The sequence below is a fragment of the Paenibacillus sp. FSL R10-2788 genome, assembly GCF_038003885.1.
Taxonomy (GTDB): Bacteria; Bacillota; Bacilli; order Paenibacillales; family Paenibacillaceae; genus Paenibacillus_AQ; species Paenibacillus_AQ odorifer.
Genome location: NZ_JBBOQA010000001.1, coordinates 3,105,542 through 3,122,038 on the forward strand (window position 1 = coordinate 3,105,542; position 16,497 = coordinate 3,122,038).

Here is a 16,497-nt window from a genome sequence, read left to right on the forward strand (position 1 = left end):
GACGCCTTTATTGTTATAAATGCTCTGGTTTCTTCTGAGCCCACGATGCGGGGAGTGTTGCTTTACCAAGCAATTCAGAAGCCACGATTCCGAGCAGAACAAGCGCTGCGCCAGCATAACCCTGCATCGATAACTTCTCAGCAGCGAACCAATAACCAAACATCGCAGCGAAGACCGGCTCAAGGGAGAAGATTAGTCCGGTGCGGGTCGGTGATGTATATTTTTGAGCAATAGGTTGCAGGATGAAGCCACAGGCACTGCATAAGATACCAAGCGCAAGAATTGCAGTCCAACCTGGCAAAGTAGACGGTAGCGCAGGTGTCTCGAAGAGTGCGGACAACACTAAGGCCAACCCTCCGGCAAATCCTAACTGCAAGATTCCGATATTCAGGGAATCACATTCTTTTACCGCCTTGCCTGTAAATAAGATCTGTACCGCGTAGAACACTGCCGAAAGGATACACAGGAAATCACCCGGCTGAATAGTTAAGGTTGCATTTAAGGTAAGGAGTCCAATCCCGGCTATGGCGAGGATGGAGCCGAACACTTGTGGAGGTGCAACTCTTTTTTTGAAAATAACTCGATCCAAGATCGGTACAAAAATAACCGTCAACGCAACTAGGAATCCTGCGTTTGAGGTGGTGGTTGTTTGAAGTCCGAAGGTTATACATGTGAATACGCCGAGCAGGAGGAATCCGAGTAGGGCGCCATATTTTAATGTTTTGATGTCTACTCGTCTTAATCGTTTGTGGAATATCATAGCGGCTAATATAAAAGCAAGTCCGAAGCGCAGTGCAATCAGATTGAATTCGCCTAACGTACCTAACCCCATTTTCATAAATATGTAGGAGGAGCCCCAAAATAATGTTACAACTAACAGCAGCAGCTCAGCTTTGAGCGGTTTCATCTCTTCATCCATCCTTCTTCAATTTCAACTCAATATAGTATAATACGGCTCTATACATAAGGTAACTGAATGTTTATCATAGAATACATGAGTAAAACTTATGCAATTTATAAGGGTGGGAACAGAGGTTGAGCATTAATAAATATGAGATTTTTCTGAAAGTTGTGGAGCTAGGCAGCTTAACAAAAGCAGCAGATGTACTGGGTTTTACGCAATCCGGAATTAGTCACACCATTAGCAGCTTGGAGATGGAGTTTGGGTTCGCGTTATTAATTAGAAATAGATCCGGTGTGAAATTGACGGTAAACGGAGAACAAGTTCTGCAGCCTATCCGTGAAATCTTGAAGTGGAACGAGAAATTGAAGCAGGAGGTAGCGGACATCCACGGGCTAGAGATTGGCACGATTACCATCGGTACGTTCACCAGTGTGTCTGTGCATTGGCTGCCAGGGATGATTAAGCAATTTCGCAGTGAATACCCTTATATAGAAATCAAGCTGATGGAAGGCGGTTATTTGGAGGTTGAGCAATGGATAGAGGCTGGAGTCGTAGACTGCGGTTTTATTTCACTGCCTACACGTGAGAAGTTTGACGTAATTCCTTTAAAAAAAGACCGGATGTTAGGGATTGTATCTAAAGAGAATCCGCTAAGCACGGAGCCCTTTCTTTCCTTATCGCAAATTGCTAAAGAGGATTTCATTATCCCGAAAGCAGGTTCGGATTATGATGTTAGACGTGTGCTGGATAAGGCGGGTATTAAACCTAATGTTAAATTCTCAGCAGGTGATGACTATGCCATTATGTCTATGGTGGAGAAGGGGCTTGGGATTAGTATTTTGCCAGAGCTTGTCTTAACCCGGCAAAATTATAATGTAGCCATGTTAGAATTAGAGGAACGAAGTTTCAGATCGTTAGGAATTGCTGTCCACTCTATGAAATACGCTTCTCCCGTCACCAAAAAATTTCTAAAGCATGTGCAAGTGTGGCTGAAAGATAACGCCTAAATAAATACGTCAAAAAATAAGAAACTGATACCTCATCAACGTTAGGGGAATCAGTTTTTTTTTAGATACTTAGTTGTTTTTTAGAAAAAGGGAAATACACACTGGCCTCTGTAATCGATTTTAAAGGTTTTTCATTAAATATATGTATATATCCATTATTGTGTAGTTATAACGGCAATGTGATGGATTCTATGGATGTTAAAATGCGCGTTTGTTCTCTAACGATATCTGTTTTTTAGCGAATGATATGTTATAATTAGAAGAGTGGGAAAAAGAAATGTATTCCAGATGATCTGTCTATGTGATGATTTTATACACAATTACGGATGGATGAGATTAGGAGGGGGATAAACGATTGCGTTACAATTATTACACTAGTCGTATTAGCAGTATTTATAGGTGCCTTGATGAGAACCATGTTTGGTTTTGGTGAAGCGATTGTGAGCATGCCACTGCTTGCACTGCTCCCGATTCCTATACATACCTCAGTTTCTTTGATTGGATTGGCAGGCCTCACGGTTGCCTCACTTACAGTTGTGAGTGGGTGGCGGCATATAGAACGACCTATTCTGATTCGATTAGCACTCTCAACAGTGATAGGAATTCCTGTAGGACTAGTCATGCTTTATTTAGCACCTGCAAGTGTAATGATGACTGGACTTGGTATATTTTTGATTGTTTATGGAGTTTATTCAGTGATTAAGAAGAGAATAGTTAAGACGATCGATCATCCCTTGCTTAAGGCAAAAGGCTGGGTGTATCCCTTCGGATTCGCTTCGGGTGTACTTGGCGGTGCTTATAACTTTAATGGTGTCCCGGTCGTGATCTATGGTACTTTACGACAGTGGAATCCTGATCGCTTTCGGGGTACGTTGCAAGCTCATTTTCTTATTTCTGGTGTACTTGTTGTAACTGGTCATGCTATCGGGGGATTGTGGACTGCGGATGCTCTTGTTCTTTATGGATATTCTATTCCAGCAATTATCTTAGCTACAGTGCTTGGTGTATATGTGAATAAACGTATTCCTGCTAAGAAATTTGAGAGTTACTTATTTCTGATTATCATTTTACTTGGTGTCCTATTGCTAGTACCTCGCGGATAGTTGAAAAGAAATAGAAAGACGTTCTTCTTCTTAGTGTATATGAACGTCTTTTGAATTTATCCAATCTTAGGGTTGACGAAGAGCCTTGTTCATGAGAAAATGTACGCGCGTACATTAAATGAATGCGTTTTCGAATAGTATATTGAACGAGGCTAAATGTCACTGTTCATAACCTATGAGAAGGAGGAATTTATATCGCCAGCCGTAAAGAGGTTGCCGAGCTTGCAGGTGTCTCAGAAGCCACAGTATCTCGCGTGTTAAATAACGTTGGTCCGATTAAGGAAGAAACGAAGGAACGTGTGTTGGCAGCTGCACTGAAGCTAGGCTATACCCCTAGTTCACTCGCACAGAGCTTTGCACGTAGACGGAGCGGGAACTTGGGTGTAGTGATGCCTTATTTGCCTAAAGCCCGCTTGTTCTCCACTTATTATTTTTCAGAAATATTAAGTGGAATAGGGAGCAAGGCGCGAGAAGAGGGTTATGATCTGTTAATGCTGTTTCGAAATGCCGAAGAGCCAATGGATTATAGCGGGTTGTTTAAGATGCGGAAGATCGATGCTTGCATTGTGCTTGGCGCTAAAGAAGAGCCAGGTGAGCTAGCCTCACTCCGCCGTTTGAAGGAAGAAAACCATCCTTTTTGTCTGATTAATCAGCATTTTGCAGGGGAAGCTTTTCACGAGGTGGATGCCGATCATGTCGAAGGAAGCTGGCAAGCGGCTAAACACTTACTGGAACAAGGTTTTACGAGGATTGCTTTTCTAAATGGGCCTGAATCTTATTCCAACAGCCGAGATCGTCTAACGGGGTATGCCCGCGCTTTGGCAGAGGTGAATCTTTCTGTAGATTCTTCACTTTTGTTCGAAGGTAACTTCAGCCGGAAAAGCGGGATTATAGCTGCCAAAGAAATGTTGCCTCTGCTGGATGAGATTGATGCGATTATGGTCGCCAATGATCGGATGGCCATTGGTTTGCAGCAAGGGCTGCAGGAGCTAGGAATACCAAGGGATCGCCTGCCAGCTATTGTGGGTTATGATGATTCGGAAGCTGCGGAGCTTACCACACCTGCATTAAGCAGTGTGCGGGTTCCCTTTTACGAACTAGGTGAACTTGCCGCAGCCCAAATCATTGAATTGCTGGGAAACAATCTGGCAGATATACCCGCACCAGCCGTACAGATCAAATTACCGACAGAACTAGTTATACGAGCTTCATCTAAATCTATCAACACTTAGGAGGAATAAGATGAAACAGCTTCGCATTGGAATGATCGGTTATAAATTTATGGGTAAAGCCCACAGTAATGCTTATCGCAGTTTGCCTATGTTTTTCCCGAAGGCGCTTAAACCGGAAATGTCTGTAATCTGTGGACGTAATAGTGAAGCGCTTGAAGAAGCTGCATCGCAGTTAGGCTGGGCGGATTGTGTTACGGATTGGAAGGATCTGATCGCTCGAGAGGATATTGATCTTATAGATATTAATGCTCCCAGCAACGCGCACAAGGAGATAGCTTTGGCAGCAGCCAAAGCAGGTAAACATATTTTTTGTGAAAAACCACTTGCGCTGACCTTGGCAGATTCCCGTGAAATGCTGCAAGCTGCTGAAGACGCGGGAGTTACACATATGGTTGGTTTTAATTATCGCTTTTCTCCGGCAGTTCGACTGGCTAAGAAGCTCATAGAGAGTGGGCGTCTGGGAAAGATTTATCATTTTCGGGCTTGGTTTCTACAAGATTGGATAATAGATCCGGATTTCCCTTTAGTATGGAGACTGCAGAAGGATATCGCCGGTTCAGGTTCGCATGGAGATTTGGGGGCGCATCTTATAGATTTGGCTCATTTCTTAGTAGGCGATATGAAGGAAGTAATCGGCATGAGCGAGACCTTCATAAAAGAGCGTCCGCTTGCCGCTGAAATGACTGGTTTAAGCGCTAAAGGAGATAAAGATGCACCCAAGGGTAAGGTTACCGTTGACGATGCCACCTTGTTTTTAGCCCGTTTTGATAATGGTGCTCTGGGCAACTTTGAAGCTACAAGATTCGCAGCGGGTCATCGCTCTACCAATTCTTTTGAGATCAATGGGAGTCTTGGTAGTGTGAAATTCGACTTCGAACGTATGAATGAATTAGAAGTTTATTTGACCTCGGATGCCGAGGATGTACAAGGTTTTCGTCGTGTGTTGGCGACCGATCCTGCTCATGAGTATGCAGAGGCTTGGTGGCCGCCTGGTCATACGATTGGTTTTGAACATACGTTTATTCACGAAATGCTGGAGCTTTCTAACGCAATTGAAGAAGGTCGTCAGCCAGAACCAAATTTCAATGATGGAGTGAAATGCCAAGCGGTGTTAGAGGCTGTAGAACGTTCTATTGATGAACGCCGTTGGGTCGATTTATCCGAAATGTAATCTAACCTTAGAAGGAGTGCTGAAAATGAGAAAAGCATTGATTGTTTGGGGCGGTTGGGATGGTCATGAGCCTGAGCAGGTAGCTGATATAATCGCTAAAATGTTGCAAGAGGAACAGTTTGAAGTTGAAGTATCAAATACTCTGGAGGCTTTTGCTGATGCAGATAAGCTTCTTGGACTAGATTTGATCGTGCCGGTATGGACAATGGGCACAATCGAGCAGGAACTTGTGAATAATGTCTCAGCAGCTGTACAGCATGGAACAGGTCTTGCCGGTTGCCATGGCGGGATGTGTGATTCTTTTCGTAATAATGTAGATTGGCAGTTTATGACGGGTGGACAATGGGTAGCTCATCCTGGTAATGACGGCGTTAACTATACCGTAGAGATTTGTCAAAGCTCAACTCCTCTGGTAGAAGGATTAGAAGATTTCAGCGTTTGCTCAGAGCAATATTATCTGCATGTAGATCCAGCTGTTGAAGTTCTTGCTACGACTCGTTTTCCAGTAGTTGAAGGGCCTCATTCGTATAATAAGGCTGTTGATATGCCAGTAGCTTGGACAAAACGTTGGGGCTTGGGCAGAGTTTATTATAATTCACTGGGGCATCATGCGGACATTGTAGATCAGCCGCAAGTGCGTGAAATGATGCGCAGAGGATTAATATGGGCAGCTGAAGGTAAAGCGCAAGCATTATCCAATGTTTCGGGGGTTAGGAATAGCTATAGTGGAATGGCAGACAGTCAATAAATTCTGGGAGCGATCAGCGAATGGATAAAGTTAAAGTTGGTATTATCGGATGCGGTAAAATCAGTAGTATCTATATGGAGAACTGTAAAAAGTTCGAGATCCTTGATCTAGTTGCATGTGCGGATTTGGATTTGGTGAGAGCACAAGAACAAGCGGATAAATACAATATTCCAAACGTCTATACCACAGAACAATTACTGAACGATCCAGAGATAGAAATCGTAATCAACTTAACGATACCAGCTGTTCATGCGGAAGTATGCCTGAAAGCTATTGAAGCGGGTAAACATGTATACGTTGAGAAACCTCTAGCTGTGACGAGAGAAGAAGGACGCAAAGTTCTGACTGCGGCGCGGGAAAAGGGAGTACTTGTGGGCAGTGCACCGGAGACGTTCTTCGGAGCGGGAATTCAAACGGTATTGAAGCTGATAGATGAAGGAGTAATTGGCGCACCCGTTGCAGCTACTTCGTTTATGATGGGCCGTGGACATGAGCATTGGCATCCAGATCCGGAATTTTATTATGCCGCTGGTGGAGGTCCAATGTTCGATATGGGTCCTTACTATTTGACGGCTTTGGTGCAGCTGCTGGGTCCTATTCATACGGTTAGTGGAATGACTGGGAAAGCGCTGGAAGAACGTACGATTACAAGTGAGAAGAAATTTGGGAATATAATTCCTGTCCAAATTCCAACTCACGTAGCCGGAACCTTACGATTTGAAAATGGTGCCATTGCAACGTTGATTACAAGCTTTGATATCTTTGGCGGGAGCAACCTGCCGCATATAGAAATCTACGGAACGCTAGGAACGATTCAAGTTCCAGACCCGAATAACTTTGGGGGTCCCGTGAAACTCCGGCTTATGGGTGAGAATGAGTGGACGGAACAGCCGTTGTTGTCAGGGTATGATCAGAATACCCGCGGGATTGGACCAGCAGATATGGCTTACGCCATTCGGACGGGTAGAGGGCATCGTGCCAGTGGAGAACTGGCTTATCACGTATTAGAAGCAATGTGGGCTTTCCATGATTCTTCTGATGCTCATTCATTCTACGAAATGGAAAGCACCTGCACTCGTCCTGCGGCACTTCCAATCGGTCTTGCTCCTTACACTTTGGATTAGAGAATTCTTCCTGAATCTGCAACCTATCACTTCCGGTCTTCGTTTGAGAAGATGAAGAGTGGAGGTGTTAATAGGATGCGTAAGATAATTATTGGTTGGATATGGATTCCCGTTGTTATTTTGTTAATCAGTGGCTGTTCAGAGGCTCAACAAGCGAATAAGGAGCCGGTTCCAACTCCTGTGATTAGTTCAGAACCACAAATTTTAGCTTCTACGAACCCCGCAATGGATGATCCAGGCGCGGTTAAGACTTTCTTATCAGCTCAGAAGATTCCTAACGGAGATATTTATCTGCAAGATAACAAGGTTCATATTAATATTGTAGGTTTGAACTCGGAGATTGAGCAAAGCCTTGCTCAGACTTTCACTGCTGGTACTTATGAGCTTCATGATGTGAAATATACGATGCAAGAGTTATTAGCTGCTCAAGAATTGTTGCATGAACAAGAACTATACCAGAAACTGAATCTCTACGGCTCTGGTGTAGATACGATTGGTAATAAAGTAACTATTACCATTCCGTCTGATGATGCGGAAGCAGCTAAGCTTGAAATTGAGAAGTGGATCGATCCAAAGATGTTGACCTATGATATTTCAGAAATTGGTGATCCGCATGTAGTAGGTACAATCGTTGATATCGACACTAAACAGGCGAAGCGGATTCTAATCCTTGAACCTGGTAACGAAGATCCATCTTACTGGTTCACTTTCAATGCGAAATCTGAAATGTTTAATGAAGCTGGAGAGACCATCAGCTTTAAGGATTTGCAGGTTGGACAGCTGGTTAAGTTATGGAATACAGGGATGGTGCTGGAATCTTTTCCCGCGCTTGCGAGTGTGCGGAGAATGGAGCTAGCAGTTACTGAATAATCTAATAGACCCGTCAACAGGTAGCAAGTTCTCCACGCATTTGCAGTAGATGGAAAGTGAGGGTGCTCTAACCCTCACTTTTTCTTAATTAGGAATAGTATACTTTTTCTACTTTGTATAATGTATGCTCGATTGTTGGACAGAGATTGGCATCTACTTTGTAATACTTAACTCGAAAATATAAACTTTTCAAAAAATTCTTTATATTATTTTTTTGTTTAAAGGCAGGAAGAAATTCTGGAGTTTTCTCCACATCACCAAAACTTCGAATCCATTGCTCTACATAAGTCTGACTAAGCATTTTTCTATCTAAAACACTCATTAAGGATCTTACCATTCGCTCATCTTCCCCATCGGAGTATATTCGATCTGTTATGGTCATCTTTTCGTAAACCAAATCGAGGATAGTTATAAGGTCATTTTTATCCAGTTCGGAACATTGAGTCAATTCATCTAAAGTATCTGCTGCATGGGCTAGGGCATGAGCCCAGCCTTTTTCTTCGTCATACCCCCGGTAATCGCGCTCATTTTGCACACTGCAAAATACCTTCTCCTTTATCTGATGAATTTGCTCTCTTGAGAGAAATGGTGATTCTTTATGCCTCATGAAGAGGAGTGGGATGACTAGCATAGAGAAAGATCTAGTGAAGACAGAGTCTGTATTGGTTTCGCCAAGCTTAAAATGCAAATGGTTTTTATCCAAGATAACGGGTATAAGTTGTTCCAGTTCATTTGTAGTTAGAGAATTACCTGGGATCCAATGTGATAAGGTTGTATAAATTAGCTCATCCCGTAGTTGGGCATCTAAAGAACCAATGTTATTTATCATTTCTTGTACCAACTGGAAGGTATCGGGAGGTGCTTGGTAATCATTTTCTTTTATGCATATCAACGTTTCTTTTAAATTCATTTTATAATCTCCTATTTTCCAGTGTGAATTATTTTCTAATACCGGATGGTGTAGTTCCTTTATATTGCTTAAACAGCTTGGTAAAATAATTAGGATTGTCGCAGCCCACTCGTCCAGCAATCTCCGTTACAGTAAAATCTGTCTCCAGCAACAGTCGTTCTGCTTCATTTACGCGGCAAAGATTAACATAATCGATGAAGGTTCGGCCGGTGAGCTTCTTAAAGGTTTTGCAGAAATGGTATGGATTTAGATTAACGGATCTCGCGGCGCTTTCAATGGTCATTTTCTCATCAAAATGGTTCTCCATGTACTCCAGCAGTGGCTTAAAACGCTCACGATTGAAGGATTGACGTTCATTTGTTCTGCCAGAAACCTGTTCAGGCAAAAAGGTACGGGAGAGCAATACAAAAAGCAGATGGAGTTGATTTTTGATGATCAGCTGAAATGCAGGACCTTTCTGATGCACTTCATCCACGATAGAGTTCAGAAGAGAGTAATAAGTAGAACAGGTTGGAACTAGTGCTGCTGGTTTAACTGGTAGCTGATATCGATTCTCCAAATAGGGAGCTACGAATTGTTCATGTTGAGGATCTTGCTTCCAATCTTTAAATAAAGAACTATGAAATACGACGGATATAAATCGGACATGATCATCCCGCAGACTATATCCAACATGCAAACCTCCAGAAGGAACAAACAAAACCTCTCCGGGATGCAGTTCGTAGGGCTTGCTGTCGATGTGGAAAATGGCGCTGCCTGCTTGCATGATAATGATTTCGAAATGCTCATGCCAGTGTAGAAAAAGGATGTTCTGGCCGATTTTCGCATGTCTGCATTCATTAAAAAACAATCGAAACGGATAGGTGTTTCCTTCTAATTGAGGGTATTCTTTAAGATCATTAGGATAGCTCAATATTTATTCAACTCCCACAATATACGACTATATAAACACAATATAATAAGAGTTTTAAGCTCAAATGCAGTATATACTCGGGTTATAGAACTTACTATAAACCAATATTGGAGTGGTACACAAGATGAAGGATACAATGCGTATAGGCACATTAGTTGGAGGCGGAGATGCTGTTAGAGTGATTCCGCAAATCGTAGGTCATGGCTTCGAATCTTTTAGCTTAACCTTCTGGCAGACTACAGGTGAAACAGATCTTGTGGAAACTGGTAAGCGTGTGCAAGAACTTGCGGCAAAACATGATTTTGTGATTTCATCGGTTGGCATCTTTGGCAATCCTTTGACGAATACGGGTGACAATTCCGATGCATTAGCGAGCTGGGAACGGCTTATTGATCATGCTCATGTATTTGGTACTGATATGGTATCAGGATTCACGGGACGACTACCAGGAGTGTCCATTGATGAATCGATTCCGAAGTTTGCCGAGGTATTTGGTGAGCTGACAAAAAGAGCAGCAGATCGCGGAGTAAGAATTGCTTTTGAGAATTGTTCCATGGATGGCAATTGGACTTCTGGGGACTGGAATATCGCTCATCATCCAATAGCCTGGGAAAAGATGTTTAACGCTGTCCCTGCTGACAATATGGGACTCGAATGGGAGCCTTGCCATCAGATGGTGCAGTTGATTGACCCGATCCCACAGCTGCGCAAATGGACAGATAAGATTTTCCATGTACACGGTAAGGATGCCACCATCGCTTGGGATATTGTAAAAGAATATGGAATCCACGGCCCGAAACCTTATGTATGGCACCGTACTCCGGGTTTTGGTGATACGAACTGGACGGATGTGATCTCCATTTTGCGTCAGGCTGGTTATAAAGGCACCATTGATATTGAAGGTTGGCATGATCCTGTCTATCGGGATGAACTGGAAATGATGGGTCAAGTACATGCCTTGAATCATTTAAAACAATGCCGCGGAGGCAGCTTTGTGCCTAATCCGCTTTAATAAGTCAGGGGGAGAAATATGACAGCACAGTATCGGGTAGTAGTTGCAGGTTGCGGAGGAATGGCTAATGCATGGATTGAATACGCTTTATTGCGTCCAGATACTAAGATCGTTGCTCTAGTAGATATAAGGTTGGAGTCAGCTGAGGCGATGGCCGTGAAGCATGGGATTTCATGTCTGACGTTTACGGATATTAAGCAGGCGATACAGGAGACCGCAGCAAATCTCATCTTTGACGTTACTGTTCCAGGAAGTCATTTCAATATTTCTAGCACTGCATTGGAACTTGGATGTAATGTGTTTAGTGAGAAACCTTTAGCTGAGACTATGGAGGAATGTAATAAGATTGTTGAGATCTCGGAACGGACTGGAAACGCTCATGCTGTGATGCAGAACCGCCGTTATGATCCTCGTATTCGTTCTTTAAGAAAAATCATAGAATCAGGAACCATCGGAAGAACAGGATTTATCGGTGCAAGCTTTTTCCTTGGGGCTCATTTCGGGGGATTCCGTGATGTTATGAAAAGTCCGCTGCTGTTGGATATGGCAATTCATACCTTCGACCAGGCCCGGTTTATTAGTGGCGCGAATCCTGTGTCCGTATACTGTCAGGAGTTTAATCCTCCCGGTTCATGGTATGAGGGGAATGCGTCGGCAGTGTGCATTTTCGAGATGTCCGACGGTTCAATATTTACCTATCAGGGATCTTGGTGTGCAGAAGGTGCATCCACGTCATGGGAAGCTTCTTGGCGGGTTAACGGGGAGAAAGGAACAGCAATCTGGGATGGTCATGAGCTGCCATATGCTGAGGTAGTTACTGCAGGAGATCAGAGCGATAAGTTCATTCGTGACGTAAAGCGTATAAATGGAGATAATGTTGAGATGAATAAAACATTCCATCACGGGTGTTTGGATGAGATGTTCTTGTCATTGGCAGAGCAACGTCCTGCAGAGACGAATTGTAGAGATAATCGGTATAGTATGGCAATGGTGTTCGGAGCGCTGGAAAGTGCTGAATCTGGCCGGAAAATCGATCTAGTGGAGTTCTGAGATTGACTTCTGTTACTACAATCGCCAGCAAGGAGATCAAAATGGATATTAGAGCTTACCGAGAATCGGATATTAGTCAAATTGTCTCATTGTTCTACGAAACAGTTCATTCCGTAAACAAACAAGACTATTCACAGGAACAGCTAGATGCTTGGGCACCTAAAGAGGAAGAGGTACTTAAGCATAATACTTGGAGAGCTTCTTTGCGTCAAAATATCACTTATGTAGCCGAAATTGATAATATTATTGTGGGCTTTTCTGATATGACAGCAGAGGGACATTTGGATCGATTATATGTTCACAAAGATTACCAAGGACTAGGTATAGCCTCTGCATTGGTGAGTAAGCTTGAATTGAAAGCGAAAGAACTGGGTCTTTATGAAATGGATGCCGAAGCAAGCATCACTGCTAAACCTTTTTTTGAACGACGGGGATACCAGCTTATTGCGAAACAAAGTGTAGAACGAAAAGGTGTTCTGTTGGTCAATTATAGGATGAGTAAAAAAATAATGTAATTCAAAAAAGCAGGTTGCTCATTAGAGCAGTCTGCTTTTTGTGATAAGAAGGATATTCAAATTCACCCATCAATCCAGTTCATTAATGCTACAGTATCAAATCGATCCCCTTGCACTAACCATTTACCGTCCACATCAAAGAGAGTCAATATACCTTCCAAAGGCACACGTTTACTTTCTTTGTCATCCTTATCCAATAAAACAAGATCCACCGTATATTTTAACTCGACAATATCCTTTTTTTGTTCGGAAAGGTTGAATTTTAGGTTTTCCGGTTTTAAAGAAAGCTTTTGTGTATCAGCGATTTTAAATGGGATAGTTGTAATTCGGTTCGCTATAGCCTTTTCGGAAAAGTATTCTGTAAAATACGGTTTCATCTCTTCATTTCGCGCAAGAATGGATTCATCAGACATTAAATCCTCAGAAGCCTTGACGGTATATTCTACATTTTTATATTTCTCTGCGGCTTTAGTAGCATCATCTACTTCTGAACTACATCCCATAATTAACGCCAGGGATAATAATATCATACTCAATATCAACGGTGATTTACGCATTAGTACACCCCCAATGTATTTGATCTTGCATTATTATACTTATATTACCATGTTGTGGTTTCATAATTTCAAGAAGAAAATGATTCAACTCCCTAAATATGGTATGGTGTAAATATGATCGTAAATTTGCGGTGATTAAACTAAAAAGTAGCATCGAAAGGATTATTAAAATGAACACATCCTTAAAATTCACACACGGGAATAAAGTCGGACTGATTGCTTGTTCAGATGGTGTGAGAGTAGAGAACCTACCTAAAGTAGAGGAATTAAAAAAAGTTTTGCATTCATTTGGACTCCATGTAGTGGTGGCTAATACTTTGTTTAGAAAAGATGGTTATTTCAGTGGAAATCCAAAGGAAAGGGCAGCGGAGCTGAATCAACTATTTAAAAATACTGAAATTAGCGCGATATTCGATATTTCAGGTGGGGATTCTGCCAACCAAATCTTAGAGTACATAGACTACGAAAGTATCCGTATGAACCCCAAACCCTTTTTTGGAATGAGTGATTTGTCAGTTATTTTGAACGCTTTATTTACGCAAAATAATTCGAAATCCTATCATTATCAGTTGATCAATTTAGTGTCTTCTGATGGGGCAGAGCAGCAGAGGGCTTTTTATCGAACATTCTTCGAGGGTCAAAACGATCTTTACGATTTCCGGTATCATTGGGTCCGTGGTAACCAGATGAGCGGGATAGTAATCGGAGGGAATATTCGCTGCTTTTTGAAGCTGGCAGGGACAAGCTATTTTCCGGATCCTTCGGACAAAATATTATTGTTGGAGAGTTTAAGTGGCAGAGCTAACAAAATAGTCTCCTTTTTTGCTCAGCTCCAGCAATTGAAATATTTTGATGCTTGTGCTGGATTGATTCTAGGGTCATTTTCAGAACTAGAGAACTTTAATGAATTTCCGATAGTAGAAGAGTATGTGAAGGAAATTAGCCATTCCACCTCCATTCCTATCATAAAGACAGCTGAGATTGGGCATGGCAGTAACAGTAAGTGTATTGTTGTGGGTGATAAAATCACTTTGTAAAAAAGGTGGAGTGTGCGATGGGCAAAATTCTTTGCTTCATATCTGATGATTTTGCGGATTTTGAGATTACCTTGGCACTACATAAGATTAGAAATGTTGGAAAAAAAGAAGTGTTATCCGTAGGATACAGTTATGAATCTGTAGTTAGCGAATCTGGTCTGACTTATCAACCTGATTTGGTCCTCAAAGAAGCAGTTAAGCTTAATGATATTGAAGGGCTAATTATTCCCGGAGGTCCGATTGTAAATCAAAAACAGGATTTAACTGATCTGATAAACCATCTTGATCGAGAAGAGAAGATGCTGGCAGCCATATGTCATGGACCACAGTATTTAGGACGAGCGGGCATTTTAGATCATTGTAAATTCACTACTTCGTGTTCAGTAGAAAGAATCAGTAAACTTAATGTAGAGGATCCATTTCCAAGAGACAATTATGTTGATAAGAGAGTAGTTAGAGATGAACATATCATTACTGCTAAAGGCCGTGCTTTTGTTGATTTTTCATTTGAAATCTTTGATTATTTAGGGATTTATCAGGATCTAGATGAAGAAAAAGAACAATTGTTTAGGGATATTATGGATAAATAGCAGTGATAGATGATAAACAGGGAGAGTTGACGTGGAAACTAATTTAAACGAAAAGAAAAATGATTATAAACCATTAGGGATATCAGGACTTGGGGGATGGTTGATTCTTGTACAAATCGGTCTTTATGGGACGATTATCATTCAGTTGATGCAGCTTTTTCAGGATTCTTTTACAGCATTTGATGCCGATATCTGGACTGCTTTTACTTCTAAAGGTTCGGATTTCTATCATCCCTTGTGGGGATTTATAATTGTTTTTGAAACCACTTTCAATATAGCTATATTAGCGTTTAGTGTATATATTCTAATTAATTTCTACAGAAAAAAAGCATTTTTACCACGGTTATTGATTATTTTCTATATTGCAATCCCTGTAGTAGGAATCATTGATGTTGTACTTCTTTATCAAATTCCTCTTGCCAGAGAACTTGGAAATGGAGATTCACTCAAAAGGATCATTAGGTCAGCGTTTACTTGTGCAATTTGGACTGCATATTTATTGAAATCAGAGCGAGTACATAATACATTTGTAAAGTAATTTAATAAAGTGATTTAAAGGAGGGGTACGATGTCAACCGATTATCTATCAAAAGAAGAATTGAAAGATGCGATTCATATTGCCTATCAGTCTCTTTATCAAGAATTTGATGGCATTGAGAACTCCCAAAGAGACAATCGTATGGAAGGGGTTGATCGAACCCCAGCAGAAATCATTGCTTATCAATTGGGCTGGTTGAATCTTGTTATGAAATGGGATAAGGATGAAAAAGCAGGGTTAACCGTTATTACACCTTCACCGGATTATAAATGGAATCAACTTGGCGGATTATATCAATCGTTTTATCATACATATGCTGCCTACTCATTAGACGAGTTAAGATCTTTATTTCAAGAGACAGAACATCAGTGGCAGAACTGGATTGATTCTTTAAGTGATGAAGAACTTTTTACGCAAGGCGTGCGGAAATGGACAGGAAACAATCCAAGATGGCCTATGGTCAAATGGATTCATATTAATTCAGTAGCACCGTTTAAGACTTTTCGTTCTAAGATTCGCAAATGGAAAAAGCTTAATGTAACTAAGGTATTATAAATCAAGCCCCCGCCTAAGAGAAATCTCTGAAGCAGGGGCTGTTTTAGGCTGTTCAATGATCAGTATGAAGGATATAAGATTAGTGGAAGAGAATGTATAGCGGTAGGTGAATAGATTAGTAAAGGACGGATTATTTTTGAAGAAAATATCTATTATTGTAAGTACATTTATATTTTTGATTGCATTAAGCTCGATTATATTTGTCGTGGTAAACAACTCTGCAAAACCCATTAAAAGTCCTGAGAACATTGAACTAAAAGAGTTGGCGAATGGAAACAAAATACAAGTGGACTTCTCGAAGAAACCCACTGTATTCGTATTTTTCACCTCATGGTGTCCATATTGTAATGACGATGCTCCTAAGATTGTCTCATTGTATGAGAAATATAAAAATAGAGTGAACATATACGGAATCAATTTGCTTTATCAAGATGATCTTTCTGATGTAGAACAATACGTGGCGAATTACAACATTAAGTATCCCGTTCTCCTAGATGAAACAGGTGATCTCCATAAACAATTTGGTGAACAAGCTTTTCCTGCGTTGTTTTTTATAAACTCTGATGGCAAGGTTATGGATCAAATTATTGGCTCGACTGATTTTGACGCAATTGAGAGCTCGTTTAAGATTTTCATTAAAAACTATGATTAAGGAGGTTGA

General features: G+C 41.3%; 19 protein-coding genes. 15 read left to right on the top strand and 4 right to left on the bottom strand.

All coding sequences use genetic code 11. From position 1 onward, the window contains the following. Nucleotides 1-13 precede the first annotated feature (13 nt). Nucleotides 14-907 (bottom strand): DMT family transporter, encoded by an 894-nt coding sequence (locus NSQ50_RS13780; RefSeq protein ID WP_076213250.1) that lies wholly within the window; start codon nt 905-907, stop codon nt 14-16. Nucleotides 908-1,035: 128 nt separating this feature from the next. On the opposite strand from NSQ50_RS13780, the gene NSQ50_RS13785 reads away from it, so the two are divergent. From NSQ50_RS13785 to NSQ50_RS13815, 7 genes are all read left to right on the top strand, one after another. Further along, entirely contained in the window at nt 1,036-1,911 is an 876-nt protein-coding gene (locus NSQ50_RS13785; protein WP_038570683.1) for a LysR family transcriptional regulator, read from the top strand. A gap of 326 nt (nt 1,912-2,237) precedes the next feature. Continuing rightward, entirely contained in the window at nt 2,238-3,014 is a 777-nt protein-coding gene (locus NSQ50_RS13790) for a sulfite exporter TauE/SafE family protein (RefSeq protein ID WP_076222659.1), read from the top strand. 188 nt (nt 3,015-3,202) lie between these two features. Continuing rightward, entirely contained in the window at nt 3,203-4,246 is a 1,044-nt protein-coding gene (locus NSQ50_RS13795; protein WP_036678305.1) for a LacI family DNA-binding transcriptional regulator, read from the top strand. A 10-nt stretch (nt 4,247-4,256) separates the two neighbouring features. Continuing rightward, entirely contained in the window at nt 4,257-5,417 is a 1,161-nt protein-coding gene (locus NSQ50_RS13800) for a Gfo/Idh/MocA family protein (RefSeq protein ID WP_036678303.1), read from the top strand. A 25-nt stretch (nt 5,418-5,442) separates the two neighbouring features. Then, nucleotides 5,443-6,165 carry a ThuA domain-containing protein gene (locus tag NSQ50_RS13805; RefSeq protein ID WP_036678300.1) on the top strand — a complete coding sequence of 241 codons (723 nt, stop codon included), beginning with the start codon at nt 5,443-5,445 and terminating at the stop codon, nt 6,163-6,165. A gap of 20 nt (nt 6,166-6,185) precedes the next feature. After that, nucleotides 6,186-7,289, top strand: coding sequence for a Gfo/Idh/MocA family protein (locus NSQ50_RS13810; protein WP_076222657.1), 1,104 nt, complete (start codon nt 6,186-6,188; stop codon nt 7,287-7,289). A 75-nt stretch (nt 7,290-7,364) separates the two neighbouring features. Further along, a complete protein-coding gene (locus tag NSQ50_RS13815) occupies nt 7,365-8,159 on the top strand; it encodes a hypothetical protein (RefSeq protein ID WP_076222654.1) in 795 nt (264 codons plus the stop codon). Between the two features lie 88 nt (nt 8,160-8,247). On the opposite strand, the gene NSQ50_RS13820 is transcribed toward NSQ50_RS13815, so the two are convergent. After that, the gene (locus NSQ50_RS13820) at nt 8,248-9,069 is read right to left on the bottom strand and encodes a DUF2785 domain-containing protein (RefSeq protein ID WP_076222652.1); all 822 of its coding nucleotides are present in this window, start codon (nt 9,067-9,069) and stop codon (nt 8,248-8,250) included. Nucleotides 9,070-9,097: 28 nt separating this feature from the next. Further along, entirely contained in the window at nt 9,098-9,982 is an 885-nt protein-coding gene (locus tag NSQ50_RS13825) for a helix-turn-helix domain-containing protein (RefSeq protein WP_076222649.1), read from the bottom strand. 124 nt (nt 9,983-10,106) lie between these two features. On the opposite strand from NSQ50_RS13825, the gene NSQ50_RS13830 reads away from it, so the two are divergent. Genes NSQ50_RS13830 through NSQ50_RS13840 form a run of 3 tightly spaced genes read left to right on the top strand, consistent with a single transcriptional unit; the run spans nt 10,107 to nt 12,559 of the window. Continuing rightward, nucleotides 10,107-10,994, top strand: a complete 888-nt coding sequence (locus NSQ50_RS13830; protein WP_076129303.1) for a sugar phosphate isomerase/epimerase family protein — start codon at nt 10,107-10,109, stop codon at nt 10,992-10,994. Between the two features lie 18 nt (nt 10,995-11,012). Beyond that, nucleotides 11,013-12,044: a Gfo/Idh/MocA family protein gene (locus tag NSQ50_RS13835; RefSeq protein ID WP_076222647.1), complete on the top strand. Its 1,032-nt coding sequence runs from the start codon at nt 11,013-11,015 to the stop codon at nt 12,042-12,044. Nucleotides 12,045-12,085: 41 nt separating this feature from the next. Then, on the top strand, nt 12,086-12,559 hold the full coding sequence (locus tag NSQ50_RS13840; RefSeq protein WP_036678422.1) for a GNAT family N-acetyltransferase: 474 nt from the start codon (nt 12,086-12,088) through the stop codon (nt 12,557-12,559). A gap of 62 nt (nt 12,560-12,621) precedes the next feature. Here NSQ50_RS13840 and NSQ50_RS13845 read toward each other — a convergent pair whose 3' ends face one another. Further along, entirely contained in the window at nt 12,622-13,116 is a 495-nt protein-coding gene (locus NSQ50_RS13845) for a hypothetical protein (protein ID WP_036678285.1), read from the bottom strand. 170 nt (nt 13,117-13,286) lie between these two features. On the opposite strand from NSQ50_RS13845, the gene NSQ50_RS13850 reads away from it, so the two are divergent. From NSQ50_RS13850 to NSQ50_RS13870, 5 genes are all read left to right on the top strand, one after another. Beyond that, complete coding sequence (locus NSQ50_RS13850; RefSeq protein WP_036678419.1) at nt 13,287-14,153, top strand: S66 family peptidase; 867 nt, start codon at nt 13,287-13,289, stop codon at nt 14,151-14,153. Nucleotides 14,154-14,170: 17 nt separating this feature from the next. Continuing rightward, on the top strand, nt 14,171-14,743 hold the full coding sequence (locus NSQ50_RS13855; protein ID WP_036678282.1) for a DJ-1/PfpI family protein: 573 nt from the start codon (nt 14,171-14,173) through the stop codon (nt 14,741-14,743). 31 nt (nt 14,744-14,774) lie between these two features. Then, nucleotides 14,775-15,281, top strand: coding sequence for a DUF2569 domain-containing protein (locus tag NSQ50_RS13860; RefSeq protein ID WP_036678279.1), 507 nt, complete (start codon nt 14,775-14,777; stop codon nt 15,279-15,281). 30 nt (nt 15,282-15,311) lie between these two features. Continuing rightward, entirely contained in the window at nt 15,312-15,836 is a 525-nt protein-coding gene (locus NSQ50_RS13865; RefSeq protein ID WP_076222644.1) for a ClbS/DfsB family four-helix bundle protein, read from the top strand. A gap of 106 nt (nt 15,837-15,942) precedes the next feature. Further along, entirely contained in the window at nt 15,943-16,488 is a 546-nt protein-coding gene (locus tag NSQ50_RS13870; RefSeq protein ID WP_081386837.1) for a redoxin domain-containing protein, read from the top strand. Nucleotides 16,489-16,497 lie beyond the last annotated feature (9 nt).